An 18,560-nucleotide genomic window follows, 5' to 3' on the forward strand; every position below is an offset into this window, starting at 1 on the left:
TTGGGTTGCCTACCAGGTCCGTCGCCCGTTGCCGAGGCTGTACTCACTTGCCACGGCAAACCGGAAAACAGGAAAAAAGAGCATGTGCGCGAACTTGGTAAAGGGAATGGCGATCAGCATGAGTTCGCCCAGCAGCATGTGGGCCGTGATCATCAGTTTGTAGTCGAAAATCTGGTGGTAGGCCAGGGCGCCGGTGATAAAGGGCCCGGCCGCCAGTGCCAGAAACAGGTAATCCCATGGCGTGGAGATAAGGCGGACCCGTTCGTAAAAAATCCGGCGCACCAGGAAATATCCGGCGCAGGCAACCACCACCAGTGTGAGAAAGTCGGAAAAGCCCTCTGGAAAAGAGAAGAGGCTGGCGCCCCATGCGTTGTCGACCAGAATGTTGTGGCCCAAGACAAACAGGGGCGTGATCACCAGGCAGAGGTGAAAAACAGTCGTGACCACCACGGTTACCGGACTGGTGCCGGCCACCGAAAGACGCAGGCGAACCCCCAGGGGCAGTTTTTTTCTTTCAACAGGCTTCAGGGACCGGGGCAGGTTTTCCACGGGCCGTGCAGCCGATGTCAGTGACCACATCCGGTATACCTGGACAACGGCACCGACAAGAAACACGACAACCGCCACCCACACCAGCGGGCCGCGTGCCAGGTCATAGACGAGATTCAATGGATCCATGATTACTCCACGGGTAAAGGTTACGCTTCTTCCTTGGCATATCTGTGTTCATACCCGGTCTGCACAAAGGTGCGAGGGGTTGTGTTCTGCCACTCCATGGCCGCCTGAATCCGGAGGATGTCGTTTAACCGGTTCTGCTGTTTGAGCCGGTTATAGATGTCGTTCCAGGCGCAGGAGACGTCGTTGCTGATCTCGCACTTGCCGTTGTTGGTACCGCCGCAGGGGCCGTTGAACAGGCCTTTTGAACAGCGGGTTACCGGGCAGATGCCGCCGGTGTAGGCCAGCACGCAGAAACCGCAGGCCCGGCACCTTTCTTCGTAGATGCCCATCTCCCGGTCCACACCGATGGCAATGGTGTTCTGGGCCGGAAAAACCGGTTTGGAAGGGTAGCGCTCTGCCAGCATCTGGACACCGGCGCCGCAGGCCATGGAGACCAGACAGTCATACCGGACCACCAGGTCGTCCAGCTCTTCCAGGAGGGCCGCGTTGCACTGCCGCTCAACGGTATACCCGTCGATACGGGAGGTGATTTCTTTTTCCTGGAAAAGAAGGGTCAGCTCAGCATTGGTGGTGTTGACCTCGCGCTGGCCGCCGGCCATGCATACCGATACGCAGCCGCCGCACCCTATGTTCAGGATCTTGGTGTACCCCTTGACACAATCGGCTATTTCTTCCAGTGGTTTACGTTTTGCTTTGACCAATTGGGGCCTCCATATTTATGGATTTATTCTTTATTCTTTGACGTGACACTCACCACAGAGCACCGGGCCGGTGGGCCGCTTTTTAAAGGTGAACTGTTCATGGCATCCCATGCACTGAAGGTGGAACGCTTCCCGGGGTTCGATGGTGGTTTTTCCGGTGTGGCACGCGCCGCACAGGATATCCGGATTGCCCTCTTCCAGGGCGTAATCGTCCAAAATGTTGTTGCCGTCTTCGTCATAATCGTGGTGGCAGTCGAAACAGTCGAAGCCGCCCATATGCAGATCATGGGGAAAAATTACCGGGGGCCGGGTGACGTCATCCGTCATTTTCAGTTCAAGGTCCTGGGCAAGGACACAATTGCCCGATAAAACAAAAAAAAGAGAAAAAAAAGCACTGACCAGCACCGTCGCCTTTTTGCGACCCACCCGTTGTCTCATGAACCCGTGCTCCTTCCAGGTAAATGCCACAGCCGCAGACAGGCACTGTGCGCCGAATCAAATTAAAAACAAAAAGAGAGTATATTATGCAACAGGAGCGGGTGTGTCAAGTTTTTCTTTGCTCTGTGCGTTTCTTTTGCGGCAGCAGAAAACATCATGTTGGGGAACAGGCGTTACACCCTTGACTGTCAGCCCGTGACGGCTTATTCCGGTTGTTTTCGGTCATGGCGGCATTCCCGCCGGCTGGGCGGAACAGTTGGCCGCCGGAAATATTTTTTTGTAAAAAAAGATAAAGTAGTTGACAAACATAAAGCATAGACGCTAGTATCGACAATTTAAAATAACCGAAAAAAATGATTTTAAAGAAGTTCAAACCGTTAATTTGACAACAATAAAGGAGGTTGTGTAAATGGCTACAATCGAATTCCAGGGCAAATCATTCAATGTTGATGAAGACGGCTTCATCGAGTCTTATTCTGAGTTCAGCGAAGAGTGGGTACAGTGGGTCAAGAAGGAAGAGGGCATTGATGAGCTGACCGACGAGCATCGCCAGGTCATCAAGGTCCTTCAGGACTACTACGAAAAGAACGGCATCGCTCCCATGGTTCGGATTCTGTCCAAGCTGACCGGGTTCAAACTGAAGCACATCTACGAGCTGTTTCCCTCAGGACCTGGCAAGGGAGCCTGTAAGATGGCCGGTCTTCCCAAGCCGACGGGCTGTGTATAGTCTTTAAACGTATACGGCATGACCAGAAAGGGTCTTGGAAAGACTTTCCAAGACCCTTTTTTTCATGGCGGCGTTTTTAACCTCCGCCTCAGGACGGCGCACAGGCGCGCCGGCCTTTTCAGGGGAAACAGGCATGCACCTGGATGACACGGACAGGGCGATACTCAACGCGGTACAGTCCGACTTTCCGCTGGCGCCACGGCCCTTTTCAGCAATCGGAGAGCAACTGGGGCTGGATGAGGACGAGGTGGTCCGGCGGATGGCCCGTTTAAAGCGGGAGGGCATTATCCGGCGCATCGGCGGAAATTTTGTTCCGGAAAAGCTGGGTTATGTAAGCACCCTGTGCGCGGCCAGTGTGCCCGAGGACCGTATTGAGACCTTTGCCCTGGCGGTTAATGAATATCCCGGGGTTACCCATAACTATATACGGGACAATACCTACAACGTCTGGTTCACATTTATTGCCCCCTCCCGCGACGCCATTGAAGAGAGCCTGGCCGAAATTGCGAAGAAAACAGGGGTCACACGAATCATCAATCTTCCCGCCACCCGGGTGTTCAAGATTCGGGCGGCCTTCAACCTGTAACCGGAAGCCACGTCCAGCACCGAGGAACAGGCCATGCAAGAGATTCGAATTGCCGCTGTCACCTGCGCCTGTCCTGCCGGTCAGGTGGACCGAAATCTTGAAACCACGGCCCGGTGGGTGGGAAAAGCCGCGGCCCGGGGCGCCGGCATCGTCTGCTTTCCGGAGCTCAATGTGTCCGGATACTGCCTGGATGCCGCCTTATACAGGGAGGCTGCCGGGCGGTACAACGATGTGGTGGGCGCCCTCTCCCGCATGGCCACGGCCTTTGACATCGTCATTCTCGCCGGTACCGTTGCCGAAGCGGCCGGGGGCCGGGTGACCGCGTGCCATCTGGTGATATCCCCCAACGGTTCGGCAGGGGGCTACACCAAACTTCACATTGCGCCACCGGAAAAACAGCTGTTTGTGCCGGGCCGCAAAGTCCCTCTGTTTGAGGCAAAAGGCGCGGTGTTCGGGGTGCAGCTCTGTTATGACGCCCATTTTCCCGAATTATCCACCGCCATGGCGCTCAAGGGCGCTGATATTCTTTTTGTGCCCCACGCCTCGCCCAGGAACACGCCTGAAGAAAAGCTGGCCTCATGGATGCGGCACCTGCCGGCCAGGGCCTACGACAACGGGGTGTTTGTGGCGGCCTGCAACCAGGCCGGGGAAAACGGCGCCGGCCAGGGGTTTCCCGGCGTGGCCGTGGCACTGGATCCGTCCGGCAAGGTGATGGCGCAAACCACATCGCCGGACAGCATGATCGTTGCCGACTGTTCTCCGTCAACGCTGAATACCGTCCGCAATCATCCTATGCGCTATTTTCTGCCCGGCCGGCGCCCGGAACTTTACGGATCCGGCGACGGTTCGTAATTCACGCGCACCAGGAACAGGCCGTGGCCCGGCGCCGTGGCCCCTGCCCGGGACCGGTCTTTTGCCGCCAGAATGTCGGCCACCGCTTCCGGTGTTTTTTTCCCCAGCCCCACCTCCACCAGAGTGCCCACGATATTGCGCACCATGTGTTTGAGAAATCCGTCGGCGGTGATCTCAAAGGCAAGATACCCATCTTCTGCCATGTTGAACGTCGCTGCCGTCACATGCCGCACAGATGAGGCCTTGGGGCTGCCCGTCCCTTCAAAGGAGGAAAAGTCGTGCCGGCCGAGAATATGGGGCAGGGCCGCCGTCATGGCCCCAAGATCAAGGGGCTTTTTGATGTGCCACGCGTATCCGCGATACAGGGCCGCCGGCAGGTTCCGGTTTAATATCCGGTAACGGTAGGTCTTGCTTTTTGCGCTATACCGGGCATGAAAGTTCAGGGAAACCTCCCGGCAGTCGTGAATCACGATGTCTTTGGCCAGAATGCCGTTGAGGGCCTTTTGAAGAGTGCCGGGCTCCAGGCGGGTATCGCAGATGAAGCTGGCCACCTGGGCCATGGCGTGGACCCCGGCGTCGGTGCGGCCCGAACCGATCACGGAGACGGCCTGGCCGGTGATAGACGCCAGCGCGCCGGTGATCTCTCCCTGGACGGTACGCAGATCTTTTTGAATCTGCCAGCCGTGAAAACAGGCGCCGTCATATTCGATGATAAGCCGAAAATTTTTTTTCATTGCGAATCGCTGTGGTGTGACGGGGTGAGCCGGAAGCGGATCAGAGCGGTGGCAGTGCGTATTGGAAACGGTGGCGCGCCCGGCAGGATTCGAACCTGCGATCTTCAACTCCGGAGGCTGACGCCCTATCCCCTGGGCCACGGGCGCGCATGCCGATTTCCAGTTTTTGCCACACCATACTTAGTCGCTTGCGCGGCGTATGTCAACATCAAATCGCCGGCTGCATCTCGCCCTGTTTCTTTATGGCGTGCCGGGCCTCGCCGGCCACGTAAAGGGAACCGGCCACGCAGACGGCGCCGGATTTTTTTGGCGTGTGGGCCAGGGCAAAGGCCAGGGCCTTGTCCACCCGGTCGACGACATGGGTGCGGGTTGCGCCCAGATTACGGGCCTCCCGTTCAAGAATTTCCGGGGCAATGGCCCGGCCGATCTGCGCCCGGGTCAGGATCACCCGGTCGCACAGGGGTACCAGTGCCCGGAGCATGGCCCGATAGGGCTTGTCGTCCAGAATGCCCGCCACAAGGGTGATTTTCCGGCCCGCCATCTGCTCGGACAGAAAGGCCGCCAGGTTTTTCGCGGCCTGAAGGTTGTGGGCCCCGTCGATCAGGATGGTCGGTGAATCAGAGACTATTTCCAGGCGGGCCGGCCACCGGGTGGATGCCAGTCCTTTGCGAACAGTGGCCTCGGAAAGGGGTTTGCCCGATGCCATCAGCAGTTCGCAGCCCGCCAGGGCCAGGGCCGCGTTATCCATCTGAAAACCGCCGGCCAGAACGGTGCGCAGCCGGTCCCACCGGTGGGAGATTCCGTGGTACGAAAAGGTGCCGTCACCATGGCGCCGGACCCGGAACTCTCCGCCGAGCCGGTACAGCGGGGCCGCCTGTTTTTTTGCAACTTTTTTGATCACGTCCAGGACCGGCTTTTGCCGGGCCCCGGTGACCACCGGCACGCCGGGTTTGATGATGCCGGCCTTTTCCCCGGCGATCTCTCCAAGGGTGTTGCCCAGGTACATGCGGTGCTCCACCGAGATATTGGAGATCACCGACAGGCAGGGAGTAATAATGTTGGTGGCGTCAAACCGGCCCCCCATGCCGGTTTCAATCACCGCGATATCGACCCCCAGTTCGGCAAACAGGTAAAAGGCCATGGCCGTGGTGTATTCGAAGAAGGTGGGTTCCCGGCCGTCGCCGGAAAGCCCCCGGACCGCCTTGCAGGCGCGGACCACCGCGGCGTTGCTCACCGGCCGGTTGTTGATCTGAATCCGCTCGTTGAACGTGACCAGGTGGGGGGAGGTGTAGAGTCCCGTCCTGTAACCGGCCGCGTGCAGGATCGTGGCAAGCGTGGTTGCAATGGATCCCTTGCCGTTGGTGCCGGCGATGTGAATCGTTTCATACCGGGTGTGGGGCCGGCCCAGGGCGTCGAGCATGCGCTGCATGGTGGTCAGCTCAAGCTTGATCCCGAACCGTCTCAGGTTGTACATCTCATGGATCAGTCGCTGGTACTCGCTCTGTCGTGCCATGGGCCGTAAAAAAACCCGGCCAACCGTGTTGACCGGGTTCTCCTTCAAAATTAAGGATGCAAACGAAAGCGGTTATCTGAACCGGCGCCGCTTGATTTCGGCTATTCGCAACCGTCTCTGGGCTTCCCGCTCTTTCCTGCGTTTGAACTCGCTGGGTTTTTCATAGGTTTTTCTGAGCCGGAGCCGTTTGAAAAGCCCGTCGTTCTGAATTTTTTTCTTCAGAATCCGCATGGCCTTTTCAAGGTCATTATCAATGACGCGAACCTCGATTTCCTTCAATGCTATCACCCTTTCTTTGCCGTTTGAAAGGTTTGTTGTTTCAAACGGTTATTTTATCTCTTCAACCGGATGGGGTTGAACGGGAACCGATCCTATAAGAAAAAAAGGGGCTTGGCAAGGAAAAAGTGAGGCAGAAAAAAATCATGCCCGGCGCCTGACGGAACCGGGCATGATCAGATGTGGGGTGTCTTCCCGCCTGCTTCATAAAGACGGGTGTGGTTCAATATGCTACAGCTTGGAAACCAGCTCCGCGGCAACCTCTTTGACGCCGGGGGCGCCGTCGAGGGTGATGTACTTGAGGGAGCCGCCCTTTGCCGCCAGGTCACGGAAGTAGTAGGCAGCAGCCAGGGTACCGGTTTCGGTGTCGTAGTAGATGTTGTGGCGCTTGTCAATAGCCGCCTCGTCCTGGTCATCGCTGCGGGTTTTCAGTTCCCCGCCGCAGACCCGGCACTTGTCGCCGTCGGGTTTGATGGCGTCGATAAAAATATTGTTGGGATGGTTGTTGTCGTTGACGCAGAGCCGCCTGCCCATGATCCGGTTCTTGGCGATCTCGCGGTCCAGCTCGATTTCCACCACGATGTCCAGCGCCATGTTGGCTTTTTTCAGGGTCGCGTCCAGGGTTTCGGCCTGGACCTTGTTTCTGGGAAACCCGTCCAGAAGCCATCCCTTTTTGCAGTCATCCTGCTGCAGCCGATCCAGAATCATGGGAATGGTGATGTCGTCGGGGACCAGGTCGCCGCGGTCAATATATTCTTTTGCCTTTGCGCCCAGCTCGGTTCCCTTGGAGATGTTTTCCCGGAAGATGGCGCCTGACTCGATATGGGGCAGGCTGTACTTTTCCTTCAGAATGGCGCCCTGTGTGCCCTTGCCGCTGCCATTGGGGCCGAAAAACAGAATGTTCATGCGATTTTCTCCTTTTTCATGTTTTTGTTTTGTCCGGTTATATTCAAAAGATGCGTTTCTTTGGAAAAACAATAGCCCTTGGTATAAGAAAGCCGCAGGTTTGTCAAGCCATGGCGGGCTAAAAAACAGTATGCCGGCAGCGGACTTTTAATTTACGGGTGACGAAAAGTGCTTGACAAGGCTTGGAATTAATGGTGTATATGATGAAACTGATTGCCCGCCTTTTGAATAAGTGTAACCTGCTAGTCAGTATGCCTTCATATTTTTCATTAGCACACTCAAAGGTTTGGTCTGAATAAGGTGGTTTTGACAGAAAGTATCTTAACGGCCGCATGCGTCTTTTTACGGCGCCGGCGGTGTGACGCCAACGCATAAACCCAAGTGGCCCAATCCACAGCCACGTTTTTGGAAAGGTGATGGATGATGGATATATCCGAGCTGAAAAAAAAGAAGATGGATGAGTTAAAGGAGATTGCCGCCGGTTACGAGGTCGACAGCGCCGGCATGAAAAAGCAGGAACTGATTTTTTCGATTCTGCAGGCCGAGGCGGAAAACAACGGGTATATCTTCGGTGAAAGCACGCTGGAGGTCCTTTCCGACGGGTTCGGTTTTTTACGGTCCCCGGACAGCAGCTATCTGCCGGGGCTGGATGATATTTACGTGTCGCCTTCCCAGATTCGGCGGTTCAACCTCCGTACCGGCGACATCGTGTCGGGTCAGATCCGTCAGCCCAAGGAGAATGAGCGCTATTTCGCGCTGCTGAAGGTGGAGGCCATCAACCACGAAGACCCGGAGATCGCGCGGCACAAAACCCCTTTTGACAACCTCACCCCTCTGTTCCCCAATGAAAAGATCAAGCTGGAGCGCGAGTCGGACAACTACTCCATGCGGATCATGGACCTGCTGACCCCCATCGGTTTCGGCCAGCGGGGGCTGATCGTGTCGCCGCCCCGGGCCGGCAAGACCATGCTGCTGCAGAACATTGCCAACAGCATCATTGCCAGCCACAAGAAGGTGGTGCCCTTTGTGCTGCTCATCGATGAACGGCCTGAGGAAGTGACCGACATGAAGCGTTCCGTTAACGCTGAAGTGATCAGCTCCACGTTTGACGAGCCGGCCGACCGCCATGTGCAGGTGGCGGAAATGGTCATTGAAAAGGCACGGCGCCTGGTGGAGCATAAAAAGGATGTGGTGATCCTGCTTGACAGCATCACCCGCCTGGCCCGGGCTTACAACTCGGTGGTGCCCTCCAGCGGCAAGGTGCTGTCCGGCGGCGTGGATTCCAACGCCCTGCACCGGCCCAAGCGGTTTTTCGGCGCGGCCCGCAATATTGAGGAGGGCGGCAGCCTCACCATCATGGCCACGGCCCTGATCGACACCGGCAGCCGCATGGATGATGTGATTTTTGAGGAGTTCAAGGGCACCGGCAACATGGAGCTTCATCTGGACCGGAAGCTGGCCGATCGGCGCGTCTACCCGGCCATCGATATCAACCGGTCCGGCACCCGTAAAGAGGAACTGCTGGTGGAAAAGGATGTGCTCAACCGGGTATGGGTGCTGCGCAAGCTGCTGGCGACCCTGAACTCCGTGGACGGCATGGAATTTCTGCTCGACAAGATGAGCAGCACCAAAAGCAATAAGGATTTTATGGATGCCATGAATTCATAGGTCGGGGCCTTATTTAGACCATAGCCTTATTTGGAATAGACCCGCACAGGTTTTTCGATCCCGATAGCGATTCCGATTCCGATCCCGATTTGGATTTGGATAAAGAGGTCTTTTTCAGGATTATAGAATTATATTGAATCGTGTTGACTTTTTGCCGGAGGAAACGTATATACCCCCCGGCAGGTATTATTAGGATTTTTAAAAGGTATTGATTTATAACAGGAGGCAGTAGCGTGAAACAAGAGATTCATCCCGAATATCATCAGGCAACGGCCCGGTGCGCGTGCGGGAACGAGTTTACCGTGGGCTCGACAAAGGAGAGCATCAAGGTGGAAATATGCTCCCAGTGCCATCCGTTTTTCACCGGCAAGCAGAAACTGGTGGACACCGCCGGCCGGATCGAACGGTTCCGTCGCAAGTACGCCAAGTTCGAGCAGCAGAAGAGCGGCAAATAAAAATTCCGGCCCAAAGCAAGGCCCGGTCTATGGCCGACGGCGGCGAATGTTATGTTTGACAGACTTCAAGATGTGGAGCGGCGCTTTGGCGAGCTGGAGGGGCTCATGGCCGATCCCTCCATCGTCAACGACCGGGAAGCCTACCAGAAGCACAGCCGGGAGCACGCCGAACTTGCCGACATCGTTGATGCTTACCGGCGGTACAAGGCGGTCAGCGACGAGATCGAAAAGAGCCGGGACCTCCTGGAAGACCGGGACCCGGAGATCCGGGAACTTGCCAAAGAAGAGATTTCCCGCCTGAAAGACGAACGGGAGCGGCTTGACGGCGAGTTGCAGAACCTGCTTACCCCCAAGGACCCCAACGACAACAAGAACGTGCTGGTGGAAATCCGGGCCGGAACCGGCGGGGAAGAGGCATCTCTGTTTGCCCACGATCTGTTCCGCATGTACTGGCGGTACGCCGAAACCATGGGCTGGAAGACCGAGATCATGAGCAGCAGCGTGACCGGCTCCGGCGGGTTCAAGGAAGTCATCTTCATGGTCTACGGCAAGGGGGCTTACAGCCATCTCAAGTTTGAAAGCGGTATTCACCGGGTGCAGCGGGTACCCGAGACCGAGGCACAGGGCCGGATTCATACCTCGGCGGTTACCGTGGCGGTGCTGGCCGAAGCCGAAGAGGTGGAGCTGCACATCGACCCGTCTGAGATCAAGACCGACGTGTTTCGTTCCAGCGGACCGGGTGGACAGTCGGTCAATACCACCGACTCGGCGGTGCGCCTCACGCATCTGCCCACCGGCGTGGTGGTTATCTGCCAGGATGAAAAGTCCCAGTTGAAAAACAAAAACAAGGCCATGAAAGTGCTGCGGGCCCGTCTTCTGGACCGGATGATTCAGGACCAGAACGAAAAGATCGCCCAGAACCGCAAAGACCAGGTGGGCAGCGGCGACCGGTCCGGCCGCATTCGTACCTACAATTTTCCCCAGGGCCGGGTGACCGACCACCGGGCCGGCATTACCCTTTATAAACTGGAGAGCGTTCTTCAGGGAGATCTCTCCGAACTGGTTAACGGCCTCGCCACCTATTTTCAGGCCGAGCGGCTCAAGCAGGCCGATGCCTCCTGATACCCGGGTCTGGACCATTCTGGATGTGCTTTCGTGGACCGCCACCTTCTTTTCCGATCACCGGGTGGAAGCCCCCCGTGTCTCTGCTGAACTTCTGCTGGCCCATGTACTGGGCATCAAGCGGCTGGATCTTTACCTTCGGTATGATCAGCCCCTGACCCCTGATGAACTGGCCGCCTTCCGTTCCCTGATTTCCCGGCGCAAGGCCGGGGAGCCGGTGGCTTACATCCTGGGAGAGAAGGCCTTCTGGTCCATGGACCTGGTCGTCACCCCGGATGTGCTCATTCCCAGGCCCGACACCGAGTGCCTGGTGGAAACGGCCCTGTCGTTTTTGGCCGGACCCGGATCCGATACCCCGGCCGAAAGATGGGTGCTGGAGCCGGCCACCGGCTCCGGCGCCGTGGTGCTGGCCCTGGCAAAGAGCCATCCCGGCTGCCGGTTTTTCGCCTTTGACCGGTCCACGGCGGCCCTGGCCGTGGCCCGGAAAAATGCCGTTCGATACGATCCGGCCCATCGCGTGGTATTTTTTGCGTCTGACTGGTTTTCCGCCCTGGGAAACTCCGCCAGCGGCCGGTTTGACATGATCGTGGCCAATCCCCCTTATGTCGCCTCCGGCGATATCGACCACCTGGCCCCGGAGATCGGGTTTGAGCCCCGCATGGCGTTAGACGGCGGCGCCGACGGGCTGGACCCTGTCCGCCATATTCTTCAGGCGGCGGGCCGGTTTTTAAAACCCGGTGGCCGCCTGCTGATCGAAATCGGATGGGACCAGAAGGAGCGGGTGGCCCAGGTCACCGAACAGGCCGGCCTGTATACGGCCGTGGGGTTTGCAAAAGACCTCGCCGGTCACCACCGGGTGGTCCACATGCAACGGGCCGGATGATAGACCGGCCCGGCTTGTCAAAAGAGGGGGAAACTTTTCGCGCCATATAAAAAAAGAGTTGTTTTTATATTGTAATTTCTGTTAAATTAGGTCGTTTAACGTAGGGATGAAACCATCACACACGTCCCCGGACATGGCCGCCGGTGCTTTTTCAATAAAGTCGCGGGCATGGAAGAAAGGGGCGGAGGAATCAAACAACCAGTAAAGGAGATGGGTATGAGTTACATCACAATGAAGGAGCTGCTGGAGTCAGGCGTCCATTTCGGTCATCAGACCCGGCGGTGGAACCCCAAGATGAAGCCCTATATTTTCGGGGCGCGAAACGGCATCTACATCATTGATCTGCAGAAGACCGTGCGCATGTTCAAGGATGCCTATGACTTTATCGGCCATGTCGCGGAAAAGGGCGGTTCCGTGCTTTTTGTCGGCACCAAGAAGCAGGCCCGTGAATCGATTTACGAAGAGGCCAACCGGGCCGAGATGTTTTATGTGCACAACCGGTGGCTGGGCGGCATGCTGACCAATTTTCAGACCATCAAGAAAAGCATCGACCAGCTGCACTACTTGAATGAGCTGGTCAACGACGGCTCCATCGAGCGTTATCCCAAAAAAGAGCAGGCCGGACTGATGCGGCAGCGGGAGAAACTGGACAGCGTGCTGGGCGGGATTCAGAGCATGACCCGGCTGCCGGCGGCCCTGTTTGTCATTGATGTCCGTAAAGAGGCTATTGCCGTGGGCGAGGCCCGGCGGCTGGGTATTCCGGTGGTGGCGGTGGTGGACACGAACTGCGACCCGGACAACATCGACTATGTGATTCCCGGCAACGACGACGCCATTCGGGCTATTCGCCTGATGTCTTCCCGCGTCGCGGATGCCTGCATCGACGGCAGAAAGCGGTTTGAAGAGAAGAAGCAGGCATTTGAAGACAAGGCCGAAGCCGAGACCGAGGAAAAGCCCCGGCCAGCACCGGCTGCAGCGGCGGCTGCCGAGGACCAAAAGCCCGTGGAACGGGAGGTGATCTCCGACGGCACCGACGGCCCCATTGTGGAACGGATTCGAAAGACGTTCACCTCGGCGGCGGACTATCAGGAGCCGGAAGAAGACGCCGATGAAGAAAACAGCGAGGCATAATAAGGCGGCATGACAATATAAAGGAGTTTGTGGTTATGGGTACAATCAGCGCGAGTCTGGTAAAAGAGCTTCGGGAAAAAACCGGAGCCGGTATGATGGATTGCAAGGAGGCCCTTACGGCCTGTGACGGCGATATCGAAAAGGCGGTGGATTTTCTGCGGCAGAAGGGCCTGGCAAAGGCGGCCAAGCGCTCCGGCCGGGAGACCTCCGAGGGAATTGTCGAGTCTTACATTCATATGGGCGGCAAGATCGGCGTGATGGTGGAGGTGAACTGCGAGTCCGATTTCGTGGCAAAGACCGATGACTTCAAGGAGTTTGCCCGCAACGTGGCCATGCAGATCGCGGCCACCAACCCGGCGGGCATCGCCCCCGAGGATGTGCCGGCCGACCTGCTTGAGCGCGAGCGGCAGGTCTATCGGGCCCAGGTGCTGGAGATGGGAAAGCCCGAGAATATGGTGGACAAGATCGTGGACGGCAAGATCAAGAAGTTCTTCAAGGAATCCTGCCTGATAGAGCAGCAGTACGTGAAGAACCCGGACATCACCATCGGGGACTACTTAAACGAAACGGTGGCAAAAATCGGCGAAAGCATCCGTATCAAGCGGTTTGCCCGCTTTGCCCTGGGAGAATAGCCTGTGACACCTCGGTATAAACGCGTACTGCTGAAACTCAGCGGCGAGGCCCTGATGGGAGACCAGACCATGGGCATCAGCCCCGACGTGCTTCAGTACGTGGCCGAGGAGATCGAGTCCATCTGCCGAATGGGGGTCCAGCTGGCCGTTGTGGTGGGGGGCGGCAACATCTTTCGGGGTGTGGCCGCCAGCTCCTACGGCATGGACCGTACCTCCGCCGATCATATGGGCATGCTGGCCACGGTGATCAACAGCATCGCCCTGCAGGACGCCATTGAAAAACGGGGCATCGCCACCCGGGTGCAGTCCGCCATCGAGGTGCATGCCGTGGCTGAACCGTATATCCTGCGCAAGGCCCTGCGTCACCTGGAAAAGGGCCGGGTGGTGATTTTTGCCGCCGGCACCGGCAATCCCTATTTCACCACCGACACCGCCGCCGTGCTGCGGGCCGAGGAGATTCACGCGGAACTGCTGCTCAAGGCCACCAAGGTCAACGGGCTGTATGATTCGGATCCGGTGAAAAACAGCGGCGCCCGGTTTATCAAACAGATTACCTACATGGATGTGATCAAGCGGCAGCTGGCGGTGATGGATGCCACGGCCATCACCCTGGCCATGGACAACCATCTGCCCCTGGTGGTGTTTTCCATGCGGGATAAGGGAAATGCCCGGCGTATCATCTGCGGCGAAGACCTGGGCACCTACATCGGCGACGAAGCTTCAGCGGACCAATCAATCTGAACAGACGGCGGCCCGGCTGCCGCCGCGGTGAGGAAAAGGCCATGTTGGAACTGGTTTACGAAGAGATCGAAGAAAAGATGGGCAAGACCCTGGAGGTGTTCAAAAACGACCTGAAAAAGGTTCGCACCGGCCGTGCCTCCCTGGCTCTTCTGGACGGCATCGTGGTGGATTACTACGGCACTCCCACCCCCTTGAATCAGCTGGCTTCCCTGTCGGTGCCCGAAAGCCGGCTCATCGTGATTCAGCCATGGGACGCGACCGCTATCAAGGATGTGGAAAAGGCGATTCTTCAGGCCAATATCGACCTGACCCCCAGCAATGACGGCAAGGTGATCCGTCTCTCCATTCCGCCGTTGACCGAGGACCGGCGAAAAGAGATCGCCAAGCGGGTCAACCAGATGGCCGAAGAGCACAAGGTGGCCATGCGCAACATTCGGCGGGACGCCAATGAGACCTTAAAGCAGATGAAAAAGGACGGCGATATCTCCGAGGACGAATCCTTTGCCGGCAAGGATAAGGTTCAGAAGGTCACCGACGGCTATATTGAACGGATCGACGAGGTTTTTAAAGCCAAAGAGAAGGAAATCCTTGAACTCTGATGCCCCGCTGCCCGACCTTGCGGTACTTGATCCCGCCAGGCTGCCCCGGCATATTGCCATCATCATGGACGGCAACGGCCGGTGGGCCAAACAGCGTTCCCTTGAGCGGCTGGAAGGCCACCGCCGGGGTGTTCAGGTCATTGAGGCCATTGTCACCGCCTGCACCGAGATCGGTGTTTCCTGCCTGACGCTGTACGCTTTTTCTACTGAAAACTGGCAGCGGCCCGCGCCCGAGGTAGAGGGCATCATGGCCCTGCTGGAGATGTTTCTGGCCGCCAAGCAGCAGGAGTTGAAAGACAACGGGGTCCGGCTGAACGTGGTGGGCGAGGTCGATATGCTGCCCGCCAGCGTGCGCGCGGCCCTGGACCGGGCCATCGAACACACGAAAAGCGGCAACACCCTGGTGCTGACCCTGGCCTTAAGCTACGGGGGCCGCTCCGAAATCACCGCCGCGACCCGGCGCATCGCCGCTGATGTGGTGGCCGGACGGATCGATGTAAAGGATGTTGACGAAGCCCTTGTTTCCAGATACCTGTATACCCATGACATGCCCGATCCGGACCTGATGATTCGCACCAGCGGTGAGATGCGCATCAGCAATTTTCTCTTGTGGCAGCTGGCCTATGCCGAGCTGTATGTCACGCCGACCCTGTGGCCCGATTTTGACAAGGCCGAGCTGATTCGGATCATCGCCGATTTTCAATCCCGGGATCGCCGGTTCGGTAAAGTATAGACCCATCGGAACAAAGACTTATGCATTTAAAACGATGGCTCACGGCAGCCGTGGCAATGCCTATTTTGATAGCGGTGGTTTTTGGCGCCCCGGCATGGTTTTTTGCCCTGTTTATATGTGTTGCCGCTGTCCTTGCGCTGTTTGAATATTATCAGATCGTCTTTTCCGGGAATACCGATTCCCCGCTTTCCATCACCCGGCTGTCAGGCTATGGGTCAGCAGCCATTATCAGCGGCGCGGCCCTGTCCGGAAGGTTTGACGTGATCTGCCTGGCCGCGTCCGGCCTGCTGATTTTTTCCGGCGCCTGTTCCCTGGTCGAGTACCGGGCCGGCAACCCGGTTTTTGAGCGGGTGCTCAGGCAGGTGCTGGGCCTTATCTATATTCCCCTGGCCCTCTCTTTTCTGGTGGTTATCCGTCAGGGCGCTCACGGTCCGCTGTGGATCATGTTTCTGGTGTTTCTGGTGTTTCTGGGAGATACCGGGGCCTTCTACGGAGGCCGGTTTTTCGGAAAGCACAAGCTGCTGCCCGCTGTCAGCCCCGGAAAAACCATTGAGGGCGCCGTGGGCGGTATGTTGGCCACCGTGGGTGTGGGGGCCACGATCAATATTTTTTTTCCGGTGCTTCCCTGGGGCCTGGCCATGGCCCGCCTTCCCTGGACAACGGCACTGATTTTTTTCGTGGTGGTCAGCATTGTCGGCCAGGCCGGGGACCTGTTTGAATCGACCATGAAAAGAGATGCCGGAATAAAGGATTCAGGCGCTCTTTTTCCCGGCCACGGCGGCATTCTGGATCGTATCGACGCGTTGATTTTTGCCATCCCGGTGGCCTACCTGTTCAAAGCATACGTGTTTTTTCTATGAAGCGTTTAACCTTACTGGGATCCACCGGCTCCATCGGGGTCAACACCCTGAAGGTGGTGTCGCGGTTTTGCGACCGTTTTTCCGTGGAGGCCCTGTGCGCCCGGGGCAGCGTGGATACCCTGGCCGAACAGGTTCAGCGGTTTTCCCCGTCCCTGGCCGTTGTGATCGACGCGCCCACGGCTCAGGCGCTTAAGGAACGGCTGCCGGCCGGGTCGCGCACCGAGGTGCTTTTTGGTGAAGCCGGCTACTGCCATGCCGTCTCCCTGCCGGGTGTGGACATGGTGGTGTCGGCCATGGTAGGGGCCGCCGGCCTGGGGCCAACGATTGCCGCCATAAAGGCGGGAAAGGCCGTGGCCCTGGCCAACAAGGAGGTGCTGGTCATGGCCGGTGAAACCGTCATGGCCCTGGCCGCCCAAAAGGGCGTTCCCCTGCTGCCCATCGACAGTGAGCACAGCGCCATCTTTCAGTGCCTTCAGGGAAACGATAAAACGTTTTTATCAAAGATTCATCTCACCGCTTCGGGCGGGCCGTTTTTAAACAAGACCCGGCAGGAGATAGAGACTGCCACGCCGGAACAGGCCCTTGCCCACCCCACCTGGACCATGGGTAAAAAAATCTCCATTGATTCGGCTACGCTGATGAACAAGGGGCTGGAGGTGATCGAGGCCCGGTTTCTGTTTGACGTGCCGGCGGATTGCATCGAGGTGGTGGTCCATCCCCAGAGCATTATCCACTCCATGGTCTCCTATATTGACGGCTCCATGATGGCCCAGCTCTCGGTGCCGGATATGAAAGGCGCCATTGCCTACGCCCTTTCATATCCGGAGCGGCTGGATTTAAACCAGCCGGCCCCGGACCTGGCGGCCCTGGAACAGCTCACCTTTTTTTCCCCGGACCTGGACCGGTTTCCCTGCCTGGGGCTGGCCTTTGAGGCCTGCCGCCGGAAAAAGACCTTTCCGGCGGTGCTCAACGCGGCCAACGAGGTGGCGGTGGATGCTTTTTTGCGCGAGGCCATCCCTTTTGGCCGGATTCCCCGCGTCATTGAGCAGGTGCTGGCCGAGCACACAGGGGTGACAGACCCGTCGTTATCTGATATTAAGGATGCGGACGCGTGGGCCAGGCAAAGGGCCGGCGCCCTTTTACCTTAAGCGTATTGTGCCGGCAGACATCGAGTGAACACCATTTTACAGCGACAGGGGACCTTTTTTGCGTCTTTGCGGTGAATCCTAATTTTTAGAGAGTCTCTATACCGATGACAACGCTTTTTGCTCTGATTATTGTTCTGGGAGTTCTGATTTTTTTTCACGAATTGGGCCATTTTCTTGTGGCCCGGCTGTTCGGCGTGGGCGTGGAAAAGTTCTCCCTGGGGTTCGGCCCCCGGCTCTTCGGCTTTAAGTCCGGCATCACCGACTACCAGGTCTCGGCCATCCCCCTGGGCGGGTATGTGAAGATGGTGGGCGAGGACCCGGACGACGAAGCGGATCTCAGCGAGGCGGAACAGGCCATCTCTTTTACCCACAAACCGGTGGGCAAACGGTTTCTTATCGTGGCGGCCGGGCCGGTGTTTAACATGCTGCTGGCCGTGCTGATCTTTTACGGCCTGTTTCAGGTCTATGGCAAGGCCTACCTGCTGCCGGTGATCGGCGAGGTGATGCCGGAAAGCCCGGCCGCGGCGGCCGGTATGCTGGCCGGGGACCGGGTGGTGGCCGTGGATGACACGGGCGTAACCACCTGGGATGAGATGGCCCTGATGATTCAGAACAGCGGGGGGCGGGCGTTGCGGCTCACCGTGCAGCGGGAAGGCGGCCTGTTGAGGGTGGATGTGCAGCCCGATCCCACTGATGGGGAAACCATTTTCGGCGAGCCCCGCACCGACTACAAGATCGGGGTGGCCGCCGCCGGCGAGGTGGTGCGCGAACGGCTCAACCCGGTTGAGGCCATGGGCAGAAGCGTGGACCAGACCTGGGAGGTGATCCGGCTGACCGCCATCGGCGTGGGCAAGATGGTTTCCGGCACGGTCTCCGCCAAGAACCTGGGCGGCCCCATTCTGATCGCCCAGATGGCCGGGGAGCAGGCCCGGCAGGGCAGCGCCAGCCTGCTGGCCTTTATTGCCTTTATCAGCATCAACCTGGCCATTTTGAACATTCTGCCCATTCCCGTTCTGGACGGGGGGCATCTGCTTTTTTTCGCCATTGAGGCGGTGCGTGGCAGACCGGTATCTGCCAGGACCCGGGAGACGGCCCAGCAGTTCGGCATGTTCTTGATTCTGATGCTGATGGTTCTGGTCATGTACAACGATATTTCCCGTTTTTTTGAATAAGGAGG

Annotated in this window: 22 protein-coding genes and 1 tRNA gene; 15 read left to right on the forward strand and 8 right to left on the reverse strand. The window is 57.8% G+C overall.

The window, feature by feature from the left end; genetic code table 11:
• Positions 1 to 9 precede the first annotated feature (9 nt).
• The 3 genes from DOLE_RS02320 to DOLE_RS02330 are packed head-to-tail and all read right to left on the reverse strand — an operon-like array spanning position 10 to position 1,817.
• Positions 10 to 678, reverse strand: a complete 669-nt coding sequence (locus DOLE_RS02320) for a hypothetical protein (protein WP_012173889.1) — start codon at positions 676 to 678, stop codon at positions 10 to 12.
• 20 nt (positions 679 to 698) lie between these two features.
• Positions 699 to 1,379 carry a methylenetetrahydrofolate reductase C-terminal domain-containing protein gene (locus DOLE_RS02325; RefSeq protein ID WP_012173890.1) on the reverse strand — a complete coding sequence of 227 codons (681 nt, stop codon included), beginning with the start codon at positions 1,377 to 1,379 and terminating at the stop codon, positions 699 to 701.
• A gap of 30 nt (positions 1,380 to 1,409) precedes the next feature.
• The gene (locus DOLE_RS02330; RefSeq protein WP_012173891.1) at positions 1,410 to 1,817 is read right to left on the reverse strand and encodes a cytochrome c3 family protein; all 408 of its coding nucleotides are present in this window, start codon (positions 1,815 to 1,817) and stop codon (positions 1,410 to 1,412) included.
• A 409-nt stretch (positions 1,818 to 2,226) separates the two neighbouring features.
• Here DOLE_RS02330 and DOLE_RS02335 point away from each other — a divergent pair, with 409 nt between their 5' ends.
• The 3 genes from DOLE_RS02335 to DOLE_RS02345 are packed head-to-tail and all read left to right on the forward strand — an operon-like array spanning position 2,227 to position 3,982.
• Positions 2,227 to 2,544, forward strand: coding sequence for a TusE/DsrC/DsvC family sulfur relay protein (locus DOLE_RS02335; protein WP_012173892.1), 318 nt, complete (start codon positions 2,227 to 2,229; stop codon positions 2,542 to 2,544).
• 34 nt (positions 2,545 to 2,578) lie between these two features.
• Positions 2,579 to 3,130 (forward strand): siroheme decarboxylase subunit alpha, encoded by a 552-nt coding sequence (ahbA, locus tag DOLE_RS02340; RefSeq protein ID WP_232362723.1) that lies wholly within the window; start codon positions 2,579 to 2,581, stop codon positions 3,128 to 3,130.
• A gap of 33 nt (positions 3,131 to 3,163) precedes the next feature.
• Positions 3,164 to 3,982 (forward strand): nitrilase family protein, encoded by an 819-nt coding sequence (locus tag DOLE_RS02345; protein ID WP_012173894.1) that lies wholly within the window; start codon positions 3,164 to 3,166, stop codon positions 3,980 to 3,982.
• Here DOLE_RS02345 and truA read toward each other — a convergent pair.
• From truA to DOLE_RS02370, 5 genes are all read right to left on the reverse strand, one after another.
• On the reverse strand, positions 3,958 to 4,716 hold the full coding sequence (gene truA, locus DOLE_RS02350) for a tRNA pseudouridine(38-40) synthase TruA (RefSeq protein ID WP_012173895.1): 759 nt from the start codon (positions 4,714 to 4,716) through the stop codon (positions 3,958 to 3,960). The genes DOLE_RS02345 and truA overlap by 25 nt on opposite strands.
• A gap of 71 nt (positions 4,717 to 4,787) precedes the next feature.
• Positions 4,788 to 4,863 (reverse strand) — tRNA-Arg (locus DOLE_RS02355).
• Between the two features lie 61 nt (positions 4,864 to 4,924).
• Positions 4,925 to 6,229, reverse strand: a complete 1,305-nt coding sequence (locus tag DOLE_RS02360; RefSeq protein WP_012173896.1) for a bifunctional folylpolyglutamate synthase/dihydrofolate synthase — start codon at positions 6,227 to 6,229, stop codon at positions 4,925 to 4,927.
• A 72-nt stretch (positions 6,230 to 6,301) separates the two neighbouring features.
• The gene (rpsU, locus tag DOLE_RS02365) at positions 6,302 to 6,517 is read right to left on the reverse strand and encodes a 30S ribosomal protein S21 (protein WP_456297499.1); all 216 of its coding nucleotides are present in this window, start codon (positions 6,515 to 6,517) and stop codon (positions 6,302 to 6,304) included.
• A gap of 219 nt (positions 6,518 to 6,736) precedes the next feature.
• Positions 6,737 to 7,411 carry an adenylate kinase gene (locus tag DOLE_RS02370; protein ID WP_012173898.1) on the reverse strand — a complete coding sequence of 225 codons (675 nt, stop codon included), beginning with the start codon at positions 7,409 to 7,411 and terminating at the stop codon, positions 6,737 to 6,739.
• A gap of 423 nt (positions 7,412 to 7,834) precedes the next feature.
• On the opposite strand from DOLE_RS02370, the gene rho reads away from it, so the two are divergent.
• The 12 genes from rho to rseP all read left to right on the forward strand — a co-directional run bounded on the left by rho (position 7,835) and on the right by rseP (position 18,555).
• A complete protein-coding gene (gene rho / locus DOLE_RS02375) occupies positions 7,835 to 9,079 on the forward strand; it encodes a transcription termination factor Rho (protein WP_012173899.1) in 1,245 nt (414 codons plus the stop codon).
• 233 nt (positions 9,080 to 9,312) lie between these two features.
• On the forward strand, positions 9,313 to 9,534 hold the full coding sequence (gene rpmE, locus DOLE_RS02380; RefSeq protein WP_012173900.1) for a 50S ribosomal protein L31: 222 nt from the start codon (positions 9,313 to 9,315) through the stop codon (positions 9,532 to 9,534).
• A 51-nt stretch (positions 9,535 to 9,585) separates the two neighbouring features.
• Positions 9,586 to 10,656 carry a peptide chain release factor 1 gene (gene prfA / locus DOLE_RS02385; RefSeq protein WP_012173901.1) on the forward strand — a complete coding sequence of 357 codons (1,071 nt, stop codon included), beginning with the start codon at positions 9,586 to 9,588 and terminating at the stop codon, positions 10,654 to 10,656.
• The gene (gene prmC, locus DOLE_RS02390; RefSeq protein ID WP_012173902.1) at positions 10,646 to 11,539 is read left to right on the forward strand and encodes a peptide chain release factor N(5)-glutamine methyltransferase; all 894 of its coding nucleotides are present in this window, start codon (positions 10,646 to 10,648) and stop codon (positions 11,537 to 11,539) included. Before prfA ends, prmC begins: the two co-directional genes overlap by 11 nt.
• Before the next feature lie 216 nt (positions 11,540 to 11,755).
• The gene (rpsB, locus tag DOLE_RS02395) at positions 11,756 to 12,670 is read left to right on the forward strand and encodes a 30S ribosomal protein S2 (protein ID WP_012173903.1); all 915 of its coding nucleotides are present in this window, start codon (positions 11,756 to 11,758) and stop codon (positions 12,668 to 12,670) included.
• A 35-nt stretch (positions 12,671 to 12,705) separates the two neighbouring features.
• Positions 12,706 to 13,302: a translation elongation factor Ts gene (tsf, locus tag DOLE_RS02400; protein ID WP_012173904.1), complete on the forward strand. Its 597-nt coding sequence runs from the start codon at positions 12,706 to 12,708 to the stop codon at positions 13,300 to 13,302.
• 3 nt (positions 13,303 to 13,305) lie between these two features.
• The gene (pyrH, locus tag DOLE_RS02405) at positions 13,306 to 14,043 is read left to right on the forward strand and encodes a UMP kinase (RefSeq protein ID WP_012173905.1); all 738 of its coding nucleotides are present in this window, start codon (positions 13,306 to 13,308) and stop codon (positions 14,041 to 14,043) included.
• Between the two features lie 41 nt (positions 14,044 to 14,084).
• Positions 14,085 to 14,642, forward strand: coding sequence for a ribosome recycling factor (frr, locus tag DOLE_RS02410; RefSeq protein WP_012173906.1), 558 nt, complete (start codon positions 14,085 to 14,087; stop codon positions 14,640 to 14,642).
• On the forward strand, positions 14,632 to 15,375 hold the full coding sequence (locus tag DOLE_RS02415) for an isoprenyl transferase (protein WP_012173907.1): 744 nt from the start codon (positions 14,632 to 14,634) through the stop codon (positions 15,373 to 15,375). Before frr ends, DOLE_RS02415 begins: the two co-directional genes overlap by 11 nt.
• A gap of 20 nt (positions 15,376 to 15,395) precedes the next feature.
• The gene (locus tag DOLE_RS02420; RefSeq protein ID WP_012173908.1) at positions 15,396 to 16,235 is read left to right on the forward strand and encodes a phosphatidate cytidylyltransferase; all 840 of its coding nucleotides are present in this window, start codon (positions 15,396 to 15,398) and stop codon (positions 16,233 to 16,235) included.
• The gene (locus tag DOLE_RS02425) at positions 16,232 to 17,383 is read left to right on the forward strand and encodes a 1-deoxy-D-xylulose-5-phosphate reductoisomerase (RefSeq protein ID WP_012173909.1); all 1,152 of its coding nucleotides are present in this window, start codon (positions 16,232 to 16,234) and stop codon (positions 17,381 to 17,383) included. The genes DOLE_RS02420 and DOLE_RS02425 overlap by 4 nt, the downstream gene beginning before the upstream one ends.
• A 104-nt stretch (positions 17,384 to 17,487) precedes the next feature.
• The gene (gene rseP / locus DOLE_RS02430) at positions 17,488 to 18,555 is read left to right on the forward strand and encodes an RIP metalloprotease RseP (RefSeq protein ID WP_012173910.1); all 1,068 of its coding nucleotides are present in this window, start codon (positions 17,488 to 17,490) and stop codon (positions 18,553 to 18,555) included.
• Positions 18,556 to 18,560 lie beyond the last annotated feature (5 nt).

Source organism: Desulfosudis oleivorans Hxd3, from assembly GCF_000018405.1.
Taxonomy (GTDB): domain Bacteria; phylum Desulfobacterota; class Desulfobacteria; order Desulfobacterales; family Desulfosudaceae; genus Desulfosudis; species Desulfosudis oleivorans.